This window comes from Lentzea xinjiangensis (assembly GCF_900110955.1).
Lineage (GTDB): Bacteria > Actinomycetota > Actinomycetes > Mycobacteriales > Pseudonocardiaceae > Lentzea > Lentzea xinjiangensis.
Genome location: NZ_FOFR01000008.1, coordinates 257,739 through 281,100, shown reverse-complemented (window position 1 = coordinate 281,100; position 23,362 = coordinate 257,739). Strand labels below are relative to the sequence as shown.

Genomic DNA, 23,362 nt, shown 5'->3' with positions numbered 1-23,362 from the left:
TCCCACCGCGGTGCCGCCCGGTCGCCGCCGGGCCGGAACCGGCCTCGCGCAGGGTGCCGGTGCGGTGGACGACGGCGAGGCGTGGTCGTGCCGCGGGAGGGCCACGCCCGTGCCTGGGCCCGCACAGCCGGCAGGTCTGCTCCGGTGCGCGTTCCCGCGGGGTGGCGGCAGGCCATCGCCCCACCGGAAATGACCTGCGTCGGCCGAGGGGGCCGTGAAACGATCACGCCATGACAGCCTTCGCGACCCCCGAGGACATCGCCGCCCGCACCGCCGCGGCCACGAACGCCGCGGTGGCGGCAGGTCGTGACCTCGGCCTGGAGATCACCGAGGGCAGGGTGCTCTACGAGCTGTTCTCCGTCGTGGTCCACCTCGTGCCGTCGCCGGTGGTGGCCCGCGTGCCCACCGTCCTGCCGCACACCACGACGCCGGAGAGCCTCGCGCGGCGCCAGCGGCAGGAGCTGGACGTCGCGCAGTGGCTGCACGACCAGGGCACGCCGGTGATCCCGCCGAGCACGCTGGTGCCGCGCGAACCGGTCCAGCGGGACGGCTTCTCGATCACCTTCTGGCCGTTCACCGACGAGGACAAGAGCAGCGAACCGGACTACCTCAGGAACTCCGAGCTGACCGCCGACCTGCACAGGGCGTTGCAGGACTACCCCGGCGAACTGGACTTCCTGTCGTCGGCGGAGCCGCGGTTCGTCCGGGAAGGCCTCGACGAGCTCGAAGGCCTGGACGTCGTCGCCGGGGAGGACCTCGCCAGGGCGAGGCGGGAGTGGGAGGTCCTGGAACCGCTCGTCAGCGACGAGGACGCGTTCCGGCGGCGGTTCCCCGGCATCGAGCCGCAGCCGATCCACGGCGACTCGCCGCCGGCGAACATCTTCGCGAGCACCGGCGGGCCGCTGTTCTCGGACTTCGAACTGGTCACGCGCGGACCGGTGGAGTGGGACCTGGCCGGTCTCGGGCCGGAGCTCGTGGCCGCCTACGACCGCGGCGCCGCGAGGAACGGCCTGCGCGCGCTCGACGAGGAGGTGCTCAGGTTCGTCAACGCCGTCGGCGCGATCCGGGTGATCGCCTACCTGTCGTGCGCGGACCAGCTGCCCGCCATGGTCGAGTTCATGCGGCCGTTCATCGACCAGTGGCGGGCCACCGACGTCTACGCGTGAGCCGCCGCCCGGTCTCCCAGCCAGGCGACGACGTCCTCGGCGGGCAGCGGCTCGCTGAGGAAGTACCCCTGCACCACGTCGCAGCCGGCCTCGGCCAGCGCGGTCCAGGTGTCCTGGTCCTCCACGCCCTCCGCGACGGCCTGCAACCCGAAGTTGCGGGCCAGCGCGACCAGGGCGTGCACGATCGCCGAGTCGCCGGCGTCGGTGCACATGTGCGTGACGAACGACCGGTCGAGCTTCATCTCGTGCACCCGCATGCTGCGCAGGTAGGAGATCGACGAGTAACCCGTGCCGAAGTCGTCGATGGACAGCCGCACGCCCAGCTCGGTCAGCCCGCGCAACACCTCCACCGCGCGGTCGGGGTCGGAGATGATGGCGCTCTCGGTGATCTCCAGCGTCAGCAGGCGGGCGGGCAGCCCGTGCCGCTTGATCAGGTCGGCCACGTCGCCGGGGAACTCGGTGTGGTGCAGGCAGGCCGCGCCCACGTTCACCGAGACCGGCACCTCCCAGCCCGCGTCGGACCAGGCGCGGCACTGCCGCAGCGCGGCGTCGATGACGTAGCGGGTCAGCGGCTCGATCAGGCCGTTCTCCTCGGCCACCGGGATGAACTCGTCGGGACGCACCAGGCCGCGGGTCGGGTGCTGCCAGCGGGCCAGGGCCTCGACACCGCACACCGCGCCCGTGTCGGCCAGGGCCTTGGGCTGGTAGTGCAGGAACAGCTCGTTGCGGTCGATCGCGTGGCGCAGCTCCGTCACGGCCGTCAGGTGGGCGGCGCCGCGTTCGTGCAGGCGGGCGTCGTACACGGCCACGCCGGACTTGTCTCGCTTGGCCGCGTACATCGCGCTGTCCGCGTGCCGCAGCAGCTCGTGGCCGTCGCCGGAGTCCGACGGGCACAGCGCCACCCCGACGCTGCCCGCTATCTCGAGCTCCAGGCCCTCCAGCGTCACCGGCATGGCCAGCGCGGAGAGGATCTTGTCCGCCACCATGCGGGCGTTCTCGGCCGAGCCGACACCGGGCAGCAGCACGGCGAACTCGTCGCCGCCCAGCCGGGCCACCAGGTCCGTGTCGCGCACCGCCCAGGACAGCCGGTTGGCCACCTGGCGCAGCAGCAGGTCGCCGCTGTGGTGCCCGAGCGAGTCGTTGACCTCCTTGAACCGGTCCAGGTCCACGATCAGCAACGCCAGCGGCTCGTCCTTCTTGCGCGCCTTCGCGACGGCCTGTTCCATGCGGCGCGCGAGCAGCGTCCGGTTGGCCAGGCCCGTCAGCGCGTCGTGGTGGGCCTCGTGCTCGTTCTTGGCGGCCTGGCGCAGTATCTTGCGCCGGTAGCCGAGCAGCACCATGCCGAACAGCGCCACCAGGAACCCGTCCACGACGAACGCCACGACCTGGGCGATCCGCAGCTGCGCGTTCCGCTCGTCGGCGGCGCGCAGGTACTCGGTGGTGTCGAGCCAGTTGGCCCCTATCGTCGTGGAGATCTGGCGGCGCAACGACGAGTGCGCGAGCGAGGCCTGGTCGGCCTGCAGCGGGTCGCCGCCGGCGATCACCTCGCGCAGGCTCTCGGTCGTCTGGTCGTACAGCGGCAGCAACCGGCCGGCCACGGCGGCGTCGGACGGCCTGCCGCTGGTGCTCAGCCACTCCAGCTCGTCGCGCGCCGCGCCGACGGAGTTCTGCAGCGGCTGGAGGGTCTGCGCGGTCCGCGCGACCTGGACGTCGCGCAACGCGTTGTCCGCGACGTTGATGTGCTCCAGCACGCGGCTCCACCGCTCGCCGGCCTCGTTGAGCTGCCGGACGTGCGCGGTCGTGTGCTGCGCGCTGATGCTGCTCCACAGCGCCAGCCCGGCCAGGGTCAGCAGCCCGAGCGTCAGCCCCACCGTCGCCACCCGTGCGGTGGCACGGTTCTCCCCGAAGCTCACCGTGCCTGCTCCAACGGTCGCACCCAGCTCGCCGGGTCCTCGGCGAAGCTGTCGATCTGAGGCTGGAAGAAGTCCTCGCGCGCTCTCTCCGACCCCTGCCGGTGCAGGATCCGGTCGAGGTTCGCGGTGGTCACCGCGAGCCCCGGTGTCTCCACCCACCCCTCGGGCAGCGCGGCCCCGCCCTTCGCGTGCCGCGCGAGCAGCCAGCCGGCCACGGCGCCCTTGAGGTAGTTCTCCGGCGAGATCGTCGCCACCATCGCACCGTCCCGCACCGCCTGCAACGTTCTCGGGTCGACCCCGAAGCCGCCCACCAGCCACCTCGCCGACTTCTTCTCCGTCTTCAGCGCGGCGAGGCTGACCCCGTCGCAGTCGCCCGTTCCCACGAACGCGAGCGCGTCGGGATTCGCGGCGATCAGCCTGCGCCACGCGTCCCGGTTGGCCTCGTCGTCACGTTGCGTGTCGAACGGCCCCAGCACCAGCACTCCCGGTAACTTCTCCGCGAACCGCCCGCGGATCCCGTCGGCCCGCTCGTCGAACCCGGTGAGGCCCGGCGCCGTGTTTCCCAGCACCACGGTCCCGGCCGCGTCCGGGGCCAACCGGCGGATCACCTCGTCAGCCAGCTTTTCGCCCAGCTCGTGGTTGTCGTTACCGATGTGCAGCCTGACCCGCGAGCTCGCGGTGAGCCGCATGTCGACGCTGACGACGGCGACGTGCCGGGCCCGCGCCTCCGCGATGGACGGTGCCATCAGCGCGGGCTCGGACGTGGCCACGGCGATCCCGCCCTTCGCAGCCGTCGTCAGCTCCCGGAACAACTCGACTTCCTTGTGCCCGTCCTGCCCGTGGGGCCCCGTCACCGTGGCGCTGACGCCGCCGGCGCGGCCGACGCCCTCGTGGAAACCGCTGGTCATCTCCTGGGCGAAGGAGCCGCCCGTGCGCTTCACGACGAACCCGACGTGCGGCATCGCCGACGGTCCCGCGGCACCGCAGCCCGAGACCAGCACCAGTCCCAGCACCAGCGCCGCAGCTCGCATTGATGACCTCGGGCTCGACCGTCGGGTGAGTGATCTCCGGAGCGGCCGATGCTACATCGCCCGATGTCCGATCGGGTTCACGCACCCTCTTCGCGGGAAGCGCTTTCACGTCGCGGAGGTGTCAGGCGGGTTCATAACCGAGGTTCGGCCGCAGCCACTGCTCGACCTCCGCGAGCGGCCTGCCCGTCCGCCGCGCGTAGTCCTCGACCTGGTCGCGGCCCAGCCGCCCGACCGTGAAGTACTTCGCGTCCGGGTGCTGGAAGATCAGGCCGCTCACGCTCGCGGCCGGCGTCATCGCGAACGACTCGGTCAGCCCGACCCCGATCTCCTCCGCTCCGAGCAGGTCGAACAGCGCGCGCTTCACGGTGTGGTCGGGGCAGGCCGGGTAGCCGAGCGCGGGGCGGATGCCGCGGAACCGCTCCGCGTGCAGGTCCTCGATCGCGGGCTCGGCGCCGGGCTCGAACCAGTCGCGGCGGGCCCGCAGGTGGATCCACTCGGCGAACGCCTCGGCCAGCCGGTCCGCCAGCGCTTTCACCATGATGGCGCGGTAGTCGTCGTGCTGGGCCTCGTACCGCGCGGCCAGCTCGTCGGCGCCGAGGACCGTCACCGCGAAGCCGCCGAGGTGGTCGCCCTCGGCGGCGACGTAGTCCGACAGCGACCGGTTCGGGCGCGACACTTGCTTGTGGGTCTGCTGCCGCAGCATCGGGATCAGCACGCCGTTGCCGAGCCGGATGTCGTCGCCCTCGGAACGCGCGGGCCAGAACCCGTAGACGCCCTTCGCGGTGAACAGGTCCTTTTCGACGATCTCGTCGAGCAGCGCGTTCGCGTCGTCGAAGAGCTCGCGCGCCACGGGCTCGGCCAGGATCGCGGGGTACTTGCCCTTCATCTCCCACGCGAGGAACAGGAACGTCCAGTCGATGAACTCGCGCAGTTCGGCCAGCGGCGGGGCGATCGTGCGCGTGCCGGTGAACGCCGGCGTCGGCAATTCGCTGAAATCGACCTTTTCCGCGTTCGCGCGCGCCGCTGCGAGGCTCAGCAACGGCAGTTGCCTGCGGTTCTCGTGCTGCTCGCGCAGCCGTGCCTGCTCGGCCCGGTTCGCGAGGTTCAGCTCGTGGCCGCGCCGGCCGTCGAGCAGGTCGGAGACCACGCCGACGACCCGGGACGCGTCGAGCACGTGGACGACCGGCTCGTCGTAGACCGGGGCGATCTTCACGGCCGTGTGCTGGCGGGACGTGGTGGCGCCGCCGATCAGCAACGGCAGTTTCATGCCGCGCCGCTGCATCTCCTCGGCGACCGAGACCATCTCGTCGAGCGAGGGCGTGATCAGCCCGGACAGGCCGATGACGTCGGCGTGCTCCTGGATGGCGGTGTCGAGGATCCGCGCGGCCGGCACCATCACGCCGAGGTCGACCACCTCGTAGTTGTTGCAGCCCAGCACCACGCCGACGATGTTCTTGCCGATGTCGTGCACGTCGCCCTTGACCGTGGCGAGCACGACCTTGCCGTTGCCGCCGGCCGTCGCCTTGGGCTCGGCCGCCATGAACGGCTCCAGGTACGCGACCGCGCGCTTCATCACGCGCGCGCTCTTGACGACCTGCGGCAGGAACATCTTGCCCGCGCCGAACAGGTCGCCGACGACCTTCATGCCGTCCATCAGCGGGCCCTCGATCACGTCGAGCGGCCGGGGCAGCGCCTGGCGCGCCTCCTCGGTGTCCTCCTCGATGAAGTCGACGACACCGCGCAGGATCGCGTGCTCGAGCCGCTTGCCGACCGGGGCGTCGCGCCACGACAGGTCGGCGACGCGCTTCGTGCCGGGACCCTTCACCGTCTCCGCGTGGGCGACGAGCCGGTCGGTGGCGTCCTCGCGGCGGTCGAAGATGACGTCCTCGACGAGTTCGAGCAGCTCGGCCGGGATCTCCTCGTAGACCACGAGCTGGCCCGCGTTGACGATGCCCATGTCGAGCCCCACCCTGACCGCGTGGAACAGGAACGCGGAGTGCATCGCCTCGCGGACGACGTCGTTGCCGCGGAACGAGAACGACAGGTTCGAGATGCCACCGCTGGTGCGCGCGCCCGGACAACGCTGCTTGATCAGCGGCAACGCGTCGATGAACGCCTTGGCGTACCCGTTGTGCTCGGGGATGCCGGTCGCGACGGCGAGCACGTTCGGGTCGAAGATGATGTCCTCGGCCGGGAACCCGGCCCGCTGCGTGAGCAGGTCGTAGGCGCGGGCGCAGATCTCGACCTTGCGCTCGGTCGTGTCGGCCTGGCCCTGCTCGTCGAACGCCATCACGACGACACCGGCGCCGTGGTCGCGGATCGTGCGCGCCTGGGCCAGGAACGGCTCCTCGCCCTCCTTCAGGCTGATCGAGTTGACCACGCCCTTGCCCTGCACGCAGCGCAGACCGGCCCGCAGCACGCCCCAGCGGGAGCTGTCGATCATCACCGGGATGCGGGCGATCTCCGGTTCCGTCGCGATCAGGTTCAGGAACGTCGTCATCGCCTGCTCGCCGTCGAGCAGGTCGGCGTCCATGTTGACGTCGAGCAGGTTCGCGCCGCCGCGGACCTGCTCCAGCGCGACCGCGAGCGCTGCCTGGTGGTCGTCGGCCTCGATCAGCCGGCGGAACTTCGCCGAGCCGGTGACGTTGGTGCGCTCGCCGATCATCACGAACCCGGTGTCCGCGCCGATCTCGAACGTCTCCAGGCCGCTGAACCTGGTGGTGGCGCGGGGCGGCGCCACCGCGCGCGGCGCGGTGCCGCGCACCGCGGCCGCGATGGCCTCCACGTGCGCGGGGGAGGTGCCGCAGCAGCCGCCGACGACGTTGACGACGCCGTTGGCGGCGAAGTCCGCGAGCAGGGCCGCCGTCTCGTCCGGGGTCTGGTCGTAGCCGCCGAACGCGTTGGGCAGGCCGGCGTTCGGGTGGCAGGCGACGTAGGTGTCCGCGAGCCGGGCGAGCTCGGTGACGTGCGGGCGCATCTCCTCGGCGCCCAGCGAGCAGTTCACGCCGACGACCAGCGGCTTCGCGTGCTCGACGGAGTTCCAGAACGCCTCGACGGTCTGACCGGAGAGCGTGCGGCCGGACAGGTCGACGATCGTGACCGAGATCCACAGCGGCAGGTCGGGCGCCACCTCGCGGGCCGCGGCGATGGCGGCCTTCGCGTTCAGCGTGTCGAAGATCGTCTCGATCAGCAGCAGGTCGACGCCGCCCTCGCGCAACGCGGCCATCTGCTCGGCGTAGGAGTCCTTGACCTGCTCGAACGTGACGGCCCGGAACGCCGGGTCCTCGACGCGGGGCGAGAGGCTCAGGGTGACGTTGAGCGGGCCGACCGACCCCGCGACGAACCGGCCGCCGAACTCGTCCGCGGCCTGCCGGGCGAGCCGGGCGCCGGCGACGTTCATGTCGTGGACGCGGTCCTGCAGGCCGTAGTCGGCCTGCCCGATCGAGGTGGCGGTGAACGTGTTGGTGGTCGTGATGTCCGCGCCGGCGGCGAGGTACTGCCGGTGCACGTCGAGCACCAGGTCGGGGCGGGTGAGGTTGAGCAGGTCCGGGTCCCCGGTGACGTCCAGGTGGTGGTCGGCGAACTCGGTGCCGCGGTAGTCGGCGGGGGAGAGCCTCGCCGACTGGAACATCGTGCCCCAGGCGCCGTCGAGCACGGCGATCCGCTGGTTCAGCAGGGACTTCAGACCATCCACGCGCGCTCCCGAGAAGTCGGAAGCGCCCTTGTGCCGTGGTGTCTCGACGCCGAGCGTGGCAGGCGTGGCAGCCTGTTGCAGCGCTTCTCGGCCTCGCGGCCAAGGATACCCCGGCCGACCACGGGGCAGGAACCCCTCCCACTACCTAGGATGGCGTCGTGACCGGAGAACGCGCGTTGGTCCTGGGCGGTGGCGGTGTCACCGGGATCGCTTGGGAGACAGGGATTCTGCACGGGCTCGCGGAGCGGGGCGTCGACCTGACGGGGGCGGACCTGTTCGTGGGGACGTCCGCGGGGTCGGTGGTGGCCACGCAGCTCGCGGGCGGCGTTCCGCTCGCCGACCTGTACGCGGGTCAGCTGGAGCCGCCCGACGGGGAGCTCCCCGCCCGCCTCACCCCGTGGATGCTCGCCAGGTACGCGCTTTCCTACGTGATGCCGGGGACTCCGGCGGCGAAGCGGGCCAGGCTCGGCCGCGCGGCGGTGAACGCCCGCACGCCGTCGGAGGCGTCGCGGCTCGAGGTGTTCGAGCACCGGCTGTCCATCAAGGACTGGCCCGAGCGCGCGCTGAAGGTCACCGCCGTCGACACCGCGGACGGCAAGTTCGTGGCGTTCGACCGGGACAGCGGGGTGCCGCTGGTGAAGGCGGTGGCGTCGAGCTGCGCGGTGCCGCTGGTGTGGCCGCCGGTGACGATCGACGGCCGCAGGTACATGGACGGTGGCATGCGGTCGGTGGCCAACGTGGACCTCGCCGCCGGGTGCTCCCGCGTGGTGGTCGTGGCCCCGTTGACGCGCTCGGCGAGCCAGGCGGCGACGCCCGCCGCGCAGGCAGCGAAGCTCGGGGTGCCGTCGATCGTGGTGAGCCCGGACGAGGCAGCGCTGGCCGCGATCGGCAAGAACCTGCTGGACCCGGCCCGGCGCAGGCCCGCGGCCGAGGCGGGCAGGGCGCAGGCCGCCTCGATCGCCGAGGCCGTCCGGGCGGTCTGGGACGAGACCCGGTAGGAACCACCGGCCGGCAGCTCTTGCCCGGAGGTGGCGACCCGCCTGCTGTCGCGGACGAGGCTGCGGGGTTCGAGGTGGCGGGGTTCGAGGTGGCGGGGTTCGAGGCTGTGGGGTTCGAGGCGGCGGGGTTCGATGCGGCACGTCGGCGGGGTGTGCCTCGGCGGAGGAGCGGTGGCTACTTCTCGGCGAGCACCCTAGCTCCGGGTGATGATCACGGTGACCGGCAACCACCGGCTGCCGTGACGCCCCGTCCCAGGAAACCTCCGCCCCGGGACGGGGCAGGCGGGCGAGTCCTCCTAGAACAGCGTGCGCAGGAAGGCCGGGCCGCCCTCCTCGGCGTTCATCCCCTTCTCGACGAACGCGATGTTGTGGTGGAACGAGATCCCGCTGATGTTGCGGTCGAGGTAGGAGCGTTCACCGCGCGGGTCTCCCACCTCCGCCCTGTTGAGCCCGTCCACGAAGGACTTCAACATCCCGGTGGACGTGCCGGTGCCTCCCAGCGGGTGGCCGCCCCAGCTCGGCCAGTACGCGGTCTGCAGGTCCTCCACGACGTACAGCCCGCCGGGGCGGACGTGCGGGAACAACGCGTGGAACGAAGTCCGCACGTGGTCGTTGAGGTGGCTGCCGTCGTCGATGACCACGTCGAACGGGCCGCGCTCGCGGCCGAGCCGGTCGAGGAACGCGGCGTCGGACTGGTCTCCCTGGACGGTCGCGATCCGCGGGCCGGTGACGTTCTTCTGCGCGATGTCGAGGCCCAGCACGAGACCGCGCGGGAAGTACCGCTGCCACATCCGCAGCGAGCCGCCGCCCCGGTCCGGGTCCCGGTAGCCGCCGATGCCGATCTCCAGCACCCGCACCGCTTCGGTGCGCAGCCGGGCGAAGTGGCGCTCGTAGTGCTGCGTGTACCAGTGCAGGTCGCCCCACTTGTCGGACCCGAACTCCACCGCGAGCTCACCGAGGTCCGGCTTCGCCGGCCTGAGCGCCGAGAGCAGCTCCTGGACCGACCGCGCGATGCCCTTCCGGTCGCTGAACCACCCGGAGGGGCCGCGTTCGTCCAGCTCCCGGTCCGGCGTCGTCACGGCGAGGCTCGGCCACGGCCGTTCGTCGGTGCCGTAGAGGCCGCGCACCGCGTCGGCGAGGTCGAGCGCCACCACGACCTCCGAGCCGGTGGCCAGGTGGCTGGTCGTCGTGCCGTCGAAGGTCAGGTCGAGGCGGACGTCGTGTTCACCGACCTCCGCCAGCACCCGTGCCGTGACGGCCCGCGGCGTGAGCCAGCGGATCGTCTCGCCGAGCAGGTCGCGGCCCGCGGTGGCGGCTTGCAGCAGTGGTGCGAGCACCGCCCAGCTGTCGGACACAGAGTTCCCCTTCGTTCGACTTGAGCCCGGCTTGAGTCACTCGTCCTACGATCCGGCCCATGCGGACTCGGCACACGTTGTGCATGATCTCGGCCGCCGTCCTCGTCGTGGTCGCGGCGGCACCGGTGCGGGCGGGAGAGCGGCAGTTGTTGTACTACAACCACGCCTGGGGAACGCTCGACCGCGCCACCGCGGACGCGGTCGAGCACTCCGGTTACGTCAGGGAGTTCGCCGACCTCGAGATCCGCACGACGACCGGCACCGGCGGCCGGGTCTGGACGGGCCGCTACCTGCGCGGCCGCGAGACCTACCTGGAGATCTTCGGCCTCGGCGACGTTCCCGGGCAGGACGGTGAGGCCGGTGCCGCGGGCCTCGCCCTCTCGACCCAGCGCGAGAGCGACATCGAGGAGGTGAAGTCCCGGCTGCGGGCCGGTGGCGCGAAGCCCGTCGAGTTCGTGCAGACCCGCGACTTCGGCGACGGCAAACCGGTGCCGTGGTTCGACTCCACCTACCTCGCCAAGACCTACGACAGGTTCGGCGCGTGGGCGATGGAGATCCGCGACGAGTACTTCGCCGACCCGCGCGGCGGGACCGAGCCCCCGGCGTTCCCCGGCGACGTCGGCCGCGAGCGCTACCTGCCGGACCTCTACCGGGCCAAGCTGATGCGCGACGTCACCCTGGTCCACGTCGACGTCACCGCGCGCGACCTGGCCGCCACCGTGCCGTTGCTGCGGGCCGGCGACTTCTCGGTGCGCACCGAGCGCGGCGCGGTCGTGGCCACCCGCGGTGGCACGACGATGAGGTTCGGGGAGAAGCCGGTGGGCCAGACCGGTCTCAAGCGCGTCGAGTTCGAGCTGAACCGCGCGGTGGCGCGGCACGTCGAGCGACTCGGCACCTCCACGCTGGTCGTGGGGCCCGGCAAGCGCGCGGTGTGGAACTTCTGACCGAGGGGCCACCTTCGTCCGAACGGCTTGCCGCGAGCAGTTCAGCGGGTGCCACGCGCGAGCCGCTGAACCGCCCGCGGGTGGCTCAGGTCGCGGGCGTCAAGATCCCGCCGGCGGCCGTCCGGATGCGCAGCGAGGAGGCCTTCGCGTCCCGCACGATCCGGTCGACGTCGTAGGCCACCAACCGGCCGCCGCGTTTCACGATCCGGCCGTCCGAGAACACCGTGTCAACGTTGTCATGGCTCGCGGCCTGCACCAGCGTGGTCTCGATGAGACCGCCGGGCGCGAGGTTGACGTCGTCGGTGCGCACCAGCAGCACGTCCGCCCGCTTGCCAGGGGTGATCGACCCGGTGACGTCGCCGAGGCCGAGCGCGCGGGCGCCGTTGATCGTCGCCATCGCCAGCACGTCCCGGAAACCGATCTCGGGCAGGCCCGCCGACGGTGTGCCCTGCCAAGGGATCCCGGTGTTCCAGACCAGCCGCATGGCCTCGAACATGTCCGACGGCGCGATGGACGTGGCGTCCGAGGACAGCGACACCGGCACACCGGCCCGGCGGAACCGCAGCAGCGCGTCGCGGGGATCGCCCGCCGTGCCCAGGCGGAACTCCGAGTGCGGCGACCAGCTCAGCGGTGTGCCGGTGCGCGCCATGACCTCCATGTCGCTGTCCAGCGCCGTGACGTAGTGCGTCAGCAACGTCTTGGGGCCGAGCCAGCCCCGCCGCTCGTAGTCCGCCGCGTCCACGATCCGCGGTGGCGCCTGGCCGGCGTGGATCGCGACCGGCAGGTCACGCAGCAGGGCCGCGTCCATGTCCGCGAAGAACGCCGGCTCGGTGCTCTGCGACAACCCGCGGACGGCGACGCCCAGGTGCACCAGCCCGTCGAACGCCGTGCCGTTCGAGAAGTACTGCTGTCGCACGCGATCCACGTCCGTGAAGTCCATCGGCACGTCACGTGCCATCTGGTCCACATGGCCGTAGGAGAACCGTGCGCGCAGCAGTCCGTCGCGATGGGCTCGCAGCTCGGCGTCGGCGTGGGCGGGCGAGCGGGTGTTGTTCGACCAGTTGTGCACCGTGGTCACGCCCGCGTTCGCCAGCTCGGCGAGCCCGAGCAGCACGCTGCGGTAGACGTCTGCCGCCTCGTACAACGTCGACGTGGCCCGCTTCGCCGCGAAGTAGGGAAACCCGTCGGCCACGAAGTTGCGGCCCAGCGCGCTCCACATGTGGTGGTGGGTGTTGACGAACCCCGGCATGACGATCATGTCCGTCGCGTCGACGACCTGAGCGCCACGGGCGTCCAGGTCGCGGCCGACGTCGATGATCCTGCCGTCGCCGACTAGGACGTCCGCGCGCGGCAGCACGCCGAGCCCGGGGTCCATCGTGACGACGGCGCCGTTGCGGATCAGGTGCCGGTGACGGCTCGTGCCGTCCGAGCCGGGTCCCGAGTTCGCGGTGGCGGGAACGGCGGCGGTGGCCGAGACCGCGAGCGCGGCCCCCACGGATTTCGCCAGTGTCCTTCGGTTGAGCATGCGGGCCCTCCAAAGACGGGGGAGAGCCTGCATGCTCGCTCACGACCGGCCGTGTGTCACCGGCGTGGAACGGCCGTTGCGCCGCCCGGCTCAGCGCGCCTGGTCGAGTGGACGCAGGTGCTTCAGCGAGTTCGCGGTGAGGGCGTCCAGCAGCGGCCGCGCGGCGGCGAGGCGGGTGGCCTCCCCGGACTGCCGGTGGATGATCTCGTCCACGTTGGACGGCTGGACGAGCAGCCCCGGCGCGGCGAACCAGCCCTCCGGCAGCTTCCGGCCGCTCTTGGCGTGCTGGGCCAGCATCCACCCGGCCACCGCGCCCTTGAGGAAGTGCTCGGCGGAGACCGTGGCGAACAGGTGACCGTCCTTCACGCCCCGCAGGGCGATCGGGTCGACGCTGAACGCCGCGGCGAGCCACTTCGCGTTCTTCGCGGCGTGCACGGCGGCGAGGTTGATCGCGTCGACGTCACCGGCGCCCAGCAGCGCGAGCGCGTCCGGGTTCGCGTCGGCGAGGCGGTGCCACGTCGCGAGGTTCGCCGTCTGGTCGCGCCCGGTGTCGAGCGGGCCGATCACCTGCACCCCTGGCAACCGCTCGGTGAGCCGTGCGCGCATCCCCAGCACCCGCTGGTCCAGCGCGGGCATCCCGGGGGAGTTGCTGCCGATGACGATCTTGCCCTTGCTGTCCGGCGGCAACCGGTCCGCCGTCGCGTCCGCGAGCATCGAGCCCAGCTCGTGACCGTCGTTCTCGATCATCAGCTTGACCCCGCTGCCGGGGGCGACCTGGCCGCCCGCCACCGCGATCAGCGGGATGCCCCGGCCCGTCACCGCCGCCATCGGCTCGGCGACCAGCTCCGGCGCGACCGCGGAGAACCCGATGCCGCCCTTGGCGCGCGTGGCGAGGTCCTCGAGCAGCTCGATCTGCTTGGGACCGTCGTGCGTGTCGGGTCCGGTCACCTCCGCCCGCACCCCGCCGGCGATGGCCGCGCCCGCCCGGAAACCCTCGCTCATCTCCTTCGAGAAATCGCGGCTGTTGTTCTGCGCGACGAACCCGATCGTGGGCGGGTCATCGGACGTCTGTTCGGTCCCGCATCCGCCCACCCCCGTCGCCGCGACCAAAACAGCAGGTAGGACCAAGCGGGCAACGCGGACCATGGGAGAACCCAATCAGTCGGTCGTGGAAAGCCCTACACGCTAGTGCACGGTGGTTCGAGGTGTCGGCTTGCGTGCCATCCTTTGGCTGCGTACCAATAGCTACTTCGCCGGCAAGGCATGTCCCACGTGAGGCGCCATAGATGCTGTCCAATTGGGTCGAGGCCCGCAACACCGCGCAGACGACCGTCGTCAGCCTGACCATCGGTCTCGCCGCGTTGGCGGGTCTCGCGCTGTGGACGAGCCTCGGCATGCAGCGCGCCGCCACGCACCTGCACGAGCTCAACGAGATGAGCGACCACTGGGGTCTCGTGGTCCAGAACGTCGACGTCGCCGACCACGCCCTCACCGACTACGTGCGCTCCGGCACCCCCGTGATGCGCCAGCCGGTCGCCAACGCCGCCGGTGACGCCGAGGAGAGCCTGCGCTGGCTGCGCGCCAACGGCGGCCCCGCCGACGTCCGCGCCGCCACGATCGTCGGTGACCTCTACGGCGACTACACGACCTTGCTGCGCGAGACCGTCGCGGCGGGCGACCGCGGCGACGTCACCGGCGCGTCGCAGAAGGCAGACCAGGCCGAGCTCACGCTCGTGTCGTTGCGCAAACAGCTCTCCACCGTCGTGCAGCTCAAACGCCTGGAGACCACCGGCTACCTGCGCGCGGCGGAGACGCAGAACGGCCGCCTGCGGCTGGCCGCAGTCATCGCGTTCGTCGTCGACCTCGGCCTGGTCGCGCTCTGCGGCGTCGTCCTGCTCGGCCACCGCCGCAAGATCCTGCGCCAGGCGGCCAGGAGCGAGCACGAGGCGATGCACGACGCCCTGACCGGTCTCGCGAACCGCTCCCTGCTCGTCCTGCGCGCGCAGCAGGCGATCGAGCGCTCCGGCCGGACCGGCGAGCCGCTGGGCCTGCTGCTGATCGACCTCAACCGCTTCAAGCCGATCAACGACACCCTCGGCCACGCGTTCGGTGACCGCCTGCTCCAGCACGTCGCGCACCGCCTGACCGGCGCCGTCCGCGACCCCGGCACGGTGGCGAGGCTGGGCGGCGACGAGTTCGCCGTCCTCGTGCCCTCGGCCCAGGACGCCCCGGCCGTCGCGGGCCGCGTGCACCGCGCCCTGGAGGAGCCCGTCGACCTGGACGGCCTGTCCGTCGACGTCGGCTGCAGCATCGGTGTCGCGATGTACCCGGCCGACTCGGCCGACGTCCACGAGCTGCTCAGGCACGCCGACATCGCGATGTACGCGGCCAAGCGCGCCCGCCTCGGCACGTCCGTCTACGAGCCGGGCCTCGACGAGCACAGCGCCGCCCAGCTCACCGTGATCAGCGACCTGCGGCGCGCCATCGACCACGGCGAGCTGGTGCTGCACTACCAGCCCAAGGCCGACGCGCGCACCGGAGCCGTCTGCGGCGCCGAGGTCCTGTGCCGCTGGCAGCACCCGCGCCTCGGCCTGCTCGGCCCCGACCGGTTCATCCCGGCGGCCGAGGAGACCGGCCTGATCGAACCGCTCACCCGGTACGTGCTGGACCACGCGCTGGCGCAGTGCAGCACCTGGCACGCCGGCGGCTGGGACGTCCCCGTCTCGGTCAACGTCGGCGCCCAGTGCCTGCACGACACGACGTTCCCCGACCAGGTCGCCGACGTGCTCGAGCGCCACGGCCGCCCGCCGGGCGTGCTGACCCTGGAGATCACCGAGAGCGCCATCATCGCCGACCCGCACCGCGCGAGCGCCGTGCTGACCCGGTTGCGGGAGCTGGGCGTGCGCCTGTCCATCGACGACTTCGGCACCGGCTACTCGTCCATCGCCTATCTGCGCACGATGCCGGTGCACGAGATGAAGATCGACCGCTCCTTCACCACGAACATGCGCACGGACCCGTCGAGCGGCGCGATCACCCGGTCGTTGCTGGGGCTCGCGCACAACCTCGAGCTGGAGGTCGTGGCCGAGGGCGTCGAGGACGAGGAGACGTGGCGCGTGCTCGCCGCCCTGGGCTGCGACATCGTGCAGGGGTACGGCCTGAGCAGACCGCTGCCCGCGGACGCGTTCGCCGAGTGGTTGCGGGACCGGGCGCTCACCGAGCTGGCCGCGCCGACGTCGTAGGGCCCGGCCGGTCCGGGCCCTACGACGCCGGGCCGCTCACCGCTCGCAGGCGAGCCGGTAGGCCGCGGCTCCGACCAGCTGCATCGACACCTGCAGCCGTTCCAGGCTGATGTTGTCCCTGATCGTGTCCTCCGGGGTGTGGTAGATCGGCTCCAACTGAGCGGGACCGCCCTCACCGCGCCAGCTGAAGTTCGCCGCCGCCATGCCCTTCTCGTGGAACGGCACGTGGTCGCTCGACCCGCGTGCCACCGGCCCGTGCACCCGCGGGTCGTACCCGAGCCGTCGCGCCGCCGCCCGCACCCCCGCTGTCGTCGCGTTGTCGGCGCCGTCGACGGACAGCAGCCAGTAGGCCGTCGCCGGGTCGTGGCTCGTGGCGACCATGTCGTTCTGGAAGACGCCCTTGATCCGGGCGATCTCCTCCGGCGGGAGCTGCGAGACGTAGTGCCGCGACCCGAGCAGGCCCTGTTCCTCCGAGCCCCACAACGCGAACCGCAGCGCCCTGTGCGTGGGCAGGTGGCGCAGCACGCGGGCCAGTTCCAGGCACAGCGCGGTCCCGCTGCCGTCGTCGTTGGCGCCCGGTGAGCCCGGCACGCTGTCGTAGTGCGCGGTCACCATCACGACCCCGTTGTCGCGCCACGGGAACGTCGACGGCCGGTCCGCGATCACGTTGTAGGACGTGAGGTTCGGGTGGTGAACTGTGCTGATCTTCAGCTCGCCGGAGCCCTGCGCCCGCAGCTTCTCCGTGTGCACCTGGGCCAGGCCGACGACCGGCACGGCGACGTTCCGGTCGAGCGTGGGGGAGAACGCGCTCGACCTGCTAGCGGTGGAGGAGATCCGGCCGAGGACCACCGCCACGGCGCCGCGTTCGACCGCCGCGTGCGTCGGCGCGGAGCCGGTGGGAGCGTTGACGTAGAAGGCGATCTTGCCGGTCAGGTCCGGCAGCCGGCCGTCCACCACCTCCACGAACGGGGCCTTGACCGTCACGCCCAGGGCGCCGAACCGCGAGGCGCCGGCCTGCCAGGTGTCGTTGATGTCGGCGAGGTACTTGTCCGGCACCGTGAACGGCTGCGTCGTCACCTGGTAGCGCAGGGACCTCAGCTCGCGGACGAGGTAGTCGCGGGCCCGGTGCTCGGACGCGGTGCCGCCGATGCGCGGCCCGATCCGGTCGCTGAGCGCCTCCAGGTGTCGCAGGGCGGTGCGCGCCCGGACCCGCGCCACGACGGGGAAGTCGCCGAGGTCCAGGTCCGGGAGCCCGGACGCGCCGGGCTTGCGCTCGGTCGCCGCGAGGGCACCGGAGGGGTTGGCCACCACGGCGGCCACCCCGGCCGCCGCGGCGAGGAAGTCGCGTCTGCGCATGTCGTCCCCCATCTTCGAAGTACCGGCCAGGTGAACCTAGGCAGGCGGGGAGGTGGGGGACAAGCGACTACCGGATGGCTTCCGCGACCCGGTCGTCCGCGTGGCCGAGCACGGCGTCCTGCACCTGCCTGCGCGCATCCGCGCGTGCCTTCCGGACGCAGTCCATGAGTTGCGCGGCGAGCAGCTCCGGTTCGAGGCCGCGCACCGCCGGGCTCAGCGCGATGCCGGTCGTCACGCCGGTGGAGTCGACCGACACGCTGACGCCGCCGCTGGCCGCCTCGCCGCTCACCGCCGCGAGCCGCCGGACGAGGTCGAGGTAGCGGTCCTTCTCCCGTTCGGCCTCGGCGTTGCGGCGCTCCGCCCACCAGGTGAGGCGGCGGTGCAGCAGCGCCCGCGTGGCCGCCGGGTCCGGCACCGGCACCTGCCACGAGCCGGACGCGGTGTGCAGCGCGATCGAGTGGGCGTGGGCCGTGACGCGGAGGATCCTGGCGAACGAGACGCCCGCGTCCACCCTGGCGCCGTGCCGCGTGGTCCAGTCGACGCGGTCGGTGCCGATCACCAGCCGCGAGCCCCGGCCCGCGAGCACGAGCGGGAACGCGGTCGAGCCCAGCTCGGCGACCGGGACCGCCAGCAGCGAGCGCCGGGCCAGCCGGGCGATCACGCTGGCCGAGCCCGCGCCGAGCACCCCGGCCGCGCACAACGCCTTCACCGCGACGGCCGCTCCGGGGCTGAGCCGCAGGGCGATGCCCGAGCCCGGCAGCACGCCGAGCACGAGCTGCGCGCCGGTCATCAGGGTGGTCGCGGGCAGCCACGAGTGCGGGTCGCTCAAGCCGTTGCGGCGCAACCAGGACAGCAGGGCGCACGCGCAGGCGGCCGCGGCGGCGGCCGGAATCGCCGACCACCACGGCATGGTCCGCTGCCCGGCCGAGGTCATCCCGGCGAGCACGACGCAGACGACGCCGATCGCGACGGGCAGCACACCGGCCGAGAACAGCAGCAACGTCCTGGCGCGGCGCCAGCGCGCAGCGAGCGCGTGCACGACCTGCGGATCGTTGGTCAAGGGGATGGAGTGGGGGATGAGTGTCATCGGCGCACCCCTCGTCAGCTCTCCGCCGCCACGAGGTGTGACGTGCGGGCCGACCAGGCTTCCCGGCGCACCTGCGCATGAATGTGCCGCAAATGCCCAGATCAGGCCAGCTCTGTCCAGAGTGGACGGTGGTGGCGGGTGCGCGCGCCACCACCGCCCACCGGGTCATGCCGTCGTCGCGCGCCTGCCCAGCAGCACGTCGACGACCAGGAACACCGCCAGGCTGATCCCGAGCAACGGCGCGAACCAGCCGACGACGAGCGCGCCGGCACCGAGCGCGGCCAGCGCGGCCGGCGGGGCCTTCCGCCACTGGCCGCGTGGCGTCGGACGGCCGAAGCCGCGGGTCGGCCTGCGCTTCCACCACATCCGGTAGCCCAGCATGACCAGCGCGACGAGCCCGCCGCCGAGGAGCAGCAGCACAAGCTGGTTCGGCCAGCCGAAGAGCACGCCCATGTGCCCGTCGATGCCCCACCTGGCGAGCTTGGCGCCGAGCGGGTAGTCGGCGAACCTGACCGAGCCCACGACCTCGCCGTCGCGCACGGCCACGGCGTCGACCTGGGTGGGCAGGCCGGGCTGGATCTCCGCGACCTTCCAGGCGCCGCCGGGAGTCGCCGGGAGGCTGATCTCGACCTTCCGCGCGTCGACGCCCCAGGACCGGGCCGCGCCGAGCACGGCGTCGACCTCGGCGTGACCGCCGCCGGACGAGGTGTGCCCGGAGTGCTCGCCGTGGTCACCGCCGGAGCCGCCGGGCACCGCCAGCGCGGGCGTGGTCCAGCCGACGGCCTGGCGCAGCGAAGCGATGTTCTCGCCCGCGTACGCCGACCACGTGAGACCGGTGGCGGACAGGAACAACGCGCCGGCCAGCACCCACACACCGATCAAGCCGTGCGTGCGGACGCGCTTGCTGCCGCGCGCCCTGGAGACCCACAGCACGAGACCGCCCAGCGCGACCACCCACAGCCAGGACGCCGCGAGCTCGCTGTAGAGGCGGCCGGGTTCCCCGAGCAGGAGGTTGCGGTGCAACTGGTCCAGCGTCGTGCGCAACGGCAGCACGCCGCTCGTCCCGTAGACGACGGAGTCACCGGTGACCTTCCCGGTGCCGGGGTCGACGAAGACGGCCCGGCGTTCGGACTCGCCCAGGCCCTCCTCGGCGAACAGCACGCGGGTCGTGTCGCCGGGTTCCGGGGCGGGGCGCACCGCGACCAGCGAGCCCCCCGGTGAGGTCGCGAGCGCGGCGCCGATCTGCTCCTCCAGCGGAACCTGCTGGGAGGACGCGGGAACGCGCAGCCGGTCGGAGTAGACCCACGACTCCAGTTGCGGGGTCAGGGCGTAGAGCACGCCGGTCAGCGCGGCGATGAGGACGAACGGGCCGACGAGCACACCGGCGTAGAAGTGCAGGCGCAGGAAGAGTCCCCGCCACGCGAACGAGGCGCGTGACGGAGCGGATGTCGTGGACATGGCACTCCAAAGTGGGCGCGAACAGGTGCGGGACCGCCGAAGAGCGTTCCTGTGGAAGGACTTCAGACCTGTCCGGCCGGAGGACCGCGCCACGAGGGCACGTCGAGGAGGACGACCGTGGCCGCCACCCGCGCGGGTGTGGCGACGAGCAGGGGTGCGCTGGCGGGCAGGGCGGCGAGCCTGCGGGGCAGGGCGGCCGCGACGGCGCGGACCAGCGCGAGCACCGAACGTTCCGCGCCGGCGAGGACGCCGACGGTCAGGGCGGTGGCCACGACGTGCGAGGCGACCATGTCCGACGTGTCCGGCACGTGCTCGTGCCGGGACACCGCCAGTGACAGCACGAGGTGCATCGCGAGCTGGCCGCCGCCGACCAGCGCGAGCAGCCGCCCGGCCGTGAGCTCGTGCCGGGCGAAGCCGGTCGTCGCCCACGTGAGCAGCGCGACGAGCGAGAAGACCAGTCCGGCGTCCGGCAGGTGGCCGTCCGCGTTCGTGTGCGCCAGAACGGCCAGCGCCGCGGTGACGACACCGACGGCAGCACAGCGCACGCGGCGCAGCGGAGCAGTCGGCATGGTCACGACCAGCAGCTTAGCGGCCGCAATGGTCGAAACCACCCCACGAAACTTCCCGGGAAAAGGTTCAATGCCACCGCGATCTCGTGCGACACCGATCGCGCCGAGGCCGCACCTCTGCTCGGTGGACCTGACGTGTGACGAGTCGCTACGGCCGTACTGCGAACGCCTCGGCATGACCGCGCTGACCGGGATGGGCGAGCGCAACCGCGCCGCGTGCCGCCAGGACGTGCCTCAAAGCCCTTCCAGGTCCAGGGTTTGCTGGTGCGGGCCGCCCGCGTACGAGCTGGCGAGCAACCCGGCCGACCGGCACCGCCCGCACGTCACCGGTGAGGTCGTCGCCTTGAAGCGGGTGAAGTCCCAGCTACCCGTGCCGACGTGGCAGCCGGGGCCGGGCACCTCCAGCCCGAGCCAGCCCTGCAGCCGCACGGCGTGGACGACGTCGGATCCCTCCAGGTAGCCGTTGAGCCGCCCCGCGAACCGGTTGCGCGCCTCTTCCGCGGGTGCGCTGAGTGCCTCCTGCAACGCCGAAATGCCGTTCATGGGCTCGATTCAACCTCACGTGCCCGTGTCGAGCCGTGCACCACGCCGCTCCAGGACTGTGAGGCAGCGCGCGCACCACCGCACGTTGTCCCGCTCGAACGACAAGCCGCGCAACAACGTCAGGTACGGCCCGACCCGTTCGGCACCGGCGAGGAACTCCTCCTCGGTGCGGCCGTCGAGCAGCCTGTCCCGGAGGCGTTCGTACCGCGCGATCTTCGCCTCGGCCCACTGCTTGCGCTCCCGGATCGAGGCCCGCACCGCCTCGGTGTCACCGGAGTCGGCGGCCATCACCGCGACCAGCAGCTCGTCCCTGATCGCCGTGGGCCTGCGCGGCTGGGCCGTGAACTCGGTCAGCGCCTCCACGCCGCGCCGCGTGAGGGAGAAGACCCGCTTGGTCGGCCGCTTCTCCTGCTCGACCGTCCGCGCGGTGATCAGCCCGCCGGCCTCCATCCGCTCCAGCTCGCGGTAGAGCTGCTGGGGCGTGCAGCTCCAGAAGTTCGCCACGGACGCGTCGAACGACTTGGCGAGGTCGTAGCCGGACGCGGGCCCGTCGAGCAGGACCGCCATCACGGCGTTGCGCAGCGACATACGCGCAGGTTACGGTCTGGTCACCTAATCAACAAGTTGAGTAAGGCGAGGGCGTGCCGTGAACGCATTCCGCAAGGCAGTCGAAGCGCGGGACACCGACGCGATGGCGGCCTGCCTGGCCGACGACGTCGTGTTCACCAGCCCCGTCGCGTTCACGCCGTACCCCGGCAAGCCGATCACCGCGGCGATCCTGCGCGCCGTGCTGCGGGTGTTCGAGAACTTCCGCTACGAGCGCGAGATCGCCGACGGCGCGAACCACGCGCTGGTGTTCCGCGCCGAGGTGGGCGGCAAGGAGATCCAGGGCTGCGACTTCCTGCACCTCGACGCCGACGGGCTGATCGACGAGTTCACCGTGATGGTGCGCCCGCTCTCCGCCGCGCAGGCCCTGTCCGAGGCGATGGCCGCGCAGTTCGAGCAGATCAAGGCGGAAGCGCTGGAGGCGTCCGACGCCCAGCGCGGCTAGAGCCCTCAGGCGGCGCGTTCGTACACGCTGATGTGACGCGTGCTGGAGGCGTCGAACGGCTGAGCGCTCCAGCAGCCCCACCGGTCGCGCAGCCGCAGCCCCGCGATCCGCGCCATGAGGTCGAACTCGGACGGGTAGGTCAGGCGCTGCCGGATCGGCCCGAACCGGATGCCGTCCGCGCTGATCTCGACGTGGTTCTCGTCGAGCAGCTGCGTGACCGGGTCGTAGCGGTTGACGTCGAAGCCGACGCGGTCGAGCTCGATCGACTCCACGTCGATGAACTGATGGCGCTGCCGCGCGGCCCAGCTGGGCACGCCGCACTCGATGACGAACACACCGCCGGGCGCGAGGTGGCGTTCCGCGTTCTCGAAGCACCGGACCTGGTCGTCCTGCGTGAGCAGGTTGGTGATCGTGTTGTAGACCAGGTACACCAGCGAGTACGTGCGTCCGGTGCCCACAGTGGACATGTCGCCCATCGTGACGTCGACGTCGGCTCCGCCGGGTTTCTCCCGCAGGCGCGCGACCATGTCCGGGGAGAGCTCGATGCCGTCCACCGCCACACCGCTCTCCTTGAGCGGCAACGCGATGCGGCCGGTACCGATCGCGAACTCCAGCGCGTTCCCGCCGAACGTCGCGAGGAAGCGCACCGTCTCGTCCTCGTCGCCGCGCGGGGAGTTGTCGTAGTTCTTGGCCGTCTCGGGACCGAAGCTCGGGTTGAATCCCTTCACGCGATCCACGCTAGCCAGCGTGCCAACCGGTTTTCCCGGCGGAGCTCGACGCGCTCAGCCGGCACTGAGGTCGCCCAGCAGCGCGAGGTCGTGCAGGTCCCGTTCGCGCGGCTCGTACCCCTGGTGGAAGTGGAGCTGCTGCTCCTTCGACAGGCAGGGCACCTCCGTGGCGAGGATCGTGCCGGTGACGAAGCACGAGGCCGGGTAGCGGAACGGTTCGCCCGGCGCCAGCGAGGACTGCTCGGCGCTGCCGTCCGCCGCGAACCGCAGCGGGTGCAGGTCGATCTCGCGACCGGCGGGATCGGTGACCACGAACCGCACCGGCCGCCACGACAGGGTTTCGGTGAAACCGAGCTCCGCGAGCGCCGCGAGAACCCGCGGTTCCTGCTCCTCGCGGTGCATGAGGTCGAGGTCGTCGTGCGGCCTGGTCTGCCTGCCCACCAACGCGTCGACGCCCCACCCGCCACCGATCCAGACGTCGGTGCCGTCCAGCGCGGCCAGGATCTCCAGCACGTCCTCCGCGGTCACGCACCACAGCGAACCAGTGCGATCGCAGTCGAGCCACCGCATTTCCTGCTACGTTGGAGATCGTGCCGGACTTCAAGCTGCCGCTCTACGGCGCTGACACCGAACGCGGCGACCTCGCTCCCTGAGCCGTCCGCGATCCCGCCGGCACCTCTTCCACCCATTCGCAGGGAGCTT

At 71.9% G+C, this 23,362-nt stretch carries 19 protein-coding genes; 5 read left to right on the top strand and 14 right to left on the bottom strand.

The features are described 5' to 3' along the window. Positions 1 to 230 precede the first annotated feature (230 nt). A complete protein-coding gene (locus tag BMW88_RS19725; protein WP_089952612.1) occupies positions 231 to 1,166 on the top strand; it encodes a phosphotransferase in 936 nt (311 codons plus the stop codon). Here the strand turns inward: BMW88_RS19725 and BMW88_RS19720 are convergent. From BMW88_RS19720 to metH, 3 genes are all read right to left on the bottom strand, one after another. After that, positions 1,157 to 3,079, bottom strand: coding sequence for a putative bifunctional diguanylate cyclase/phosphodiesterase (locus BMW88_RS19720; protein WP_089952610.1), 1,923 nt, complete (start codon positions 3,077 to 3,079; stop codon positions 1,157 to 1,159). The genes BMW88_RS19725 and BMW88_RS19720 overlap by 10 nt on opposite strands. After that, entirely contained in the window at positions 3,076 to 4,110 is a 1,035-nt protein-coding gene (locus BMW88_RS19715; RefSeq protein WP_089952608.1) for a sugar ABC transporter substrate-binding protein, read from the bottom strand. The genes BMW88_RS19720 and BMW88_RS19715 overlap by 4 nt, the downstream gene beginning before the upstream one ends. A gap of 121 nt (positions 4,111 to 4,231) precedes the next feature. After that, the gene (gene metH, locus BMW88_RS19710) at positions 4,232 to 7,795 is read right to left on the bottom strand and encodes a methionine synthase (RefSeq protein WP_177221203.1); all 3,564 of its coding nucleotides are present in this window, start codon (positions 7,793 to 7,795) and stop codon (positions 4,232 to 4,234) included. 167 nt (positions 7,796 to 7,962) lie between these two features. Between metH and BMW88_RS19705 the strand changes: the two genes are divergently transcribed. Continuing rightward, positions 7,963 to 8,802, top strand: a complete 840-nt coding sequence (locus BMW88_RS19705) for a patatin-like phospholipase family protein (protein WP_089952605.1) — start codon at positions 7,963 to 7,965, stop codon at positions 8,800 to 8,802. A gap of 296 nt (positions 8,803 to 9,098) precedes the next feature. Here BMW88_RS19705 and BMW88_RS19700 read toward each other — a convergent pair whose 3' ends face one another. Then, positions 9,099 to 10,157 carry a class I SAM-dependent methyltransferase gene (locus BMW88_RS19700; RefSeq protein ID WP_089952604.1) on the bottom strand — a complete coding sequence of 353 codons (1,059 nt, stop codon included), beginning with the start codon at positions 10,155 to 10,157 and terminating at the stop codon, positions 9,099 to 9,101. A gap of 59 nt (positions 10,158 to 10,216) precedes the next feature. On the opposite strand from BMW88_RS19700, the gene BMW88_RS19695 reads away from it, so the two are divergent. After that, positions 10,217 to 11,101 carry a DUF5829 family protein gene (locus tag BMW88_RS19695; RefSeq protein ID WP_089952602.1) on the top strand — a complete coding sequence of 295 codons (885 nt, stop codon included), beginning with the start codon at positions 10,217 to 10,219 and terminating at the stop codon, positions 11,099 to 11,101. A gap of 85 nt (positions 11,102 to 11,186) precedes the next feature. On the opposite strand, the gene BMW88_RS19690 is transcribed toward BMW88_RS19695, so the two are convergent. Together BMW88_RS19690 and BMW88_RS19685 are read right to left on the bottom strand one after the other, a co-directional pair. Next, positions 11,187 to 12,626: an amidohydrolase family protein gene (locus BMW88_RS19690; RefSeq protein WP_089952601.1), complete on the bottom strand. Its 1,440-nt coding sequence runs from the start codon at positions 12,624 to 12,626 to the stop codon at positions 11,187 to 11,189. Positions 12,627 to 12,716: 90 nt separating this feature from the next. After that, positions 12,717 to 13,772 carry a sugar ABC transporter substrate-binding protein gene (locus BMW88_RS19685; RefSeq protein WP_089952599.1) on the bottom strand — a complete coding sequence of 352 codons (1,056 nt, stop codon included), beginning with the start codon at positions 13,770 to 13,772 and terminating at the stop codon, positions 12,717 to 12,719. A 140-nt stretch (positions 13,773 to 13,912) separates the two neighbouring features. Here BMW88_RS19685 and BMW88_RS19680 point away from each other — a divergent pair, with 140 nt between their 5' ends. Beyond that, the gene (locus BMW88_RS19680; protein WP_089952597.1) at positions 13,913 to 15,868 is read left to right on the top strand and encodes a putative bifunctional diguanylate cyclase/phosphodiesterase; all 1,956 of its coding nucleotides are present in this window, start codon (positions 13,913 to 13,915) and stop codon (positions 15,866 to 15,868) included. Between the two features lie 36 nt (positions 15,869 to 15,904). Here BMW88_RS19680 and BMW88_RS19675 read toward each other — a convergent pair whose 3' ends face one another. From BMW88_RS19675 to BMW88_RS19650, 6 genes are all read right to left on the bottom strand, one after another. Next, positions 15,905 to 17,224, bottom strand: a complete 1,320-nt coding sequence (locus BMW88_RS19675; RefSeq protein ID WP_089952596.1) for a M28 family peptidase — start codon at positions 17,222 to 17,224, stop codon at positions 15,905 to 15,907. Positions 17,225 to 17,291: 67 nt separating this feature from the next. After that, positions 17,292 to 18,311: a YbaB/EbfC family nucleoid-associated protein gene (locus BMW88_RS19670; protein WP_143116154.1), complete on the bottom strand. Its 1,020-nt coding sequence runs from the start codon at positions 18,309 to 18,311 to the stop codon at positions 17,292 to 17,294. A gap of 165 nt (positions 18,312 to 18,476) precedes the next feature. Continuing rightward, positions 18,477 to 19,769: a PepSY-associated TM helix domain-containing protein gene (locus tag BMW88_RS19665; protein WP_089952592.1), complete on the bottom strand. Its 1,293-nt coding sequence runs from the start codon at positions 19,767 to 19,769 to the stop codon at positions 18,477 to 18,479. Positions 19,770 to 19,831: 62 nt separating this feature from the next. Continuing rightward, positions 19,832 to 20,344, bottom strand: coding sequence for a hypothetical protein (locus BMW88_RS19660; protein ID WP_143116153.1), 513 nt, complete (start codon positions 20,342 to 20,344; stop codon positions 19,832 to 19,834). A 228-nt stretch (positions 20,345 to 20,572) separates the two neighbouring features. Next, positions 20,573 to 20,881, bottom strand: coding sequence for a hypothetical protein (locus BMW88_RS19655; protein WP_089952588.1), 309 nt, complete (start codon positions 20,879 to 20,881; stop codon positions 20,573 to 20,575). Positions 20,882 to 20,896: 15 nt separating this feature from the next. Further along, complete coding sequence (locus tag BMW88_RS19650; RefSeq protein WP_089952586.1) at positions 20,897 to 21,469, bottom strand: PadR family transcriptional regulator; 573 nt, start codon at positions 21,467 to 21,469, stop codon at positions 20,897 to 20,899. 58 nt (positions 21,470 to 21,527) lie between these two features. Here BMW88_RS19650 and BMW88_RS19645 point away from each other — a divergent pair, with 58 nt between their 5' ends. Next, positions 21,528 to 21,932, top strand: a complete 405-nt coding sequence (locus BMW88_RS19645) for a nuclear transport factor 2 family protein (RefSeq protein ID WP_089952585.1) — start codon at positions 21,528 to 21,530, stop codon at positions 21,930 to 21,932. Positions 21,933 to 21,937: 5 nt separating this feature from the next. On the opposite strand, the gene BMW88_RS19640 is transcribed toward BMW88_RS19645, so the two are convergent. Both BMW88_RS19640 and BMW88_RS19635 read right to left on the bottom strand, forming a co-directional pair. Further along, positions 21,938 to 22,660 carry a class I SAM-dependent DNA methyltransferase gene (locus BMW88_RS19640; protein WP_089952583.1) on the bottom strand — a complete coding sequence of 241 codons (723 nt, stop codon included), beginning with the start codon at positions 22,658 to 22,660 and terminating at the stop codon, positions 21,938 to 21,940. A 54-nt stretch (positions 22,661 to 22,714) separates the two neighbouring features. Further along, on the bottom strand, positions 22,715 to 23,188 hold the full coding sequence (locus BMW88_RS19635) for a nucleotidyltransferase domain-containing protein (protein ID WP_177221195.1): 474 nt from the start codon (positions 23,186 to 23,188) through the stop codon (positions 22,715 to 22,717). Between the last annotated feature and the right edge of the window lie 174 nt (positions 23,189 to 23,362).

Bases quoted from the DNA above. Each gene is read 5' to 3' on its own strand.
- BMW88_RS19725 (WP_089952612.1), top strand. From the start codon at position 231: ATGACAGCCTTCGCGACCCCCGAGGACATCGCCGCCCGCACCGCCGCG.
- BMW88_RS19715 (WP_089952608.1), bottom strand. From the start codon at position 4,110: ATGCGAGCTGCGGCGCTGGTGCTGGGACTGGTGCTGGTCTCGGGCTGC.
- BMW88_RS19695 (WP_089952602.1), top strand. From the start codon at position 10,217: ATGCGGACTCGGCACACGTTGTGCATGATCTCGGCCGCCGTCCTCGTC.
- BMW88_RS19690 (WP_089952601.1), bottom strand. From the start codon at position 12,626: ATGCTCAACCGAAGGACACTGGCGAAATCCGTGGGGGCCGCGCTCGCG.
- BMW88_RS19685 (WP_089952599.1), bottom strand. From the start codon at position 13,772: ATGGTCCGCGTTGCCCGCTTGGTCCTACCTGCTGTTTTGGTCGCGGCG.
- BMW88_RS19680 (WP_089952597.1), top strand. From the start codon at position 13,913: ATGCTGTCCAATTGGGTCGAGGCCCGCAACACCGCGCAGACGACCGTC.
- BMW88_RS19675 (WP_089952596.1), bottom strand. From the start codon at position 17,224: ATGCGCAGACGCGACTTCCTCGCCGCGGCGGCCGGGGTGGCCGCCGTG.
- BMW88_RS19670 (WP_143116154.1), bottom strand. From the start codon at position 18,311: ATGACACTCATCCCCCACTCCATCCCCTTGACCAACGATCCGCAGGTC.
- BMW88_RS19665 (WP_089952592.1), bottom strand. From the start codon at position 19,769: ATGTCCACGACATCCGCTCCGTCACGCGCCTCGTTCGCGTGGCGGGGA.
- BMW88_RS19655 (WP_089952588.1), bottom strand. From the start codon at position 20,881: ATGAACGGCATTTCGGCGTTGCAGGAGGCACTCAGCGCACCCGCGGAA.
- BMW88_RS19650 (WP_089952586.1), bottom strand. From the start codon at position 21,469: ATGTCGCTGCGCAACGCCGTGATGGCGGTCCTGCTCGACGGGCCCGCG.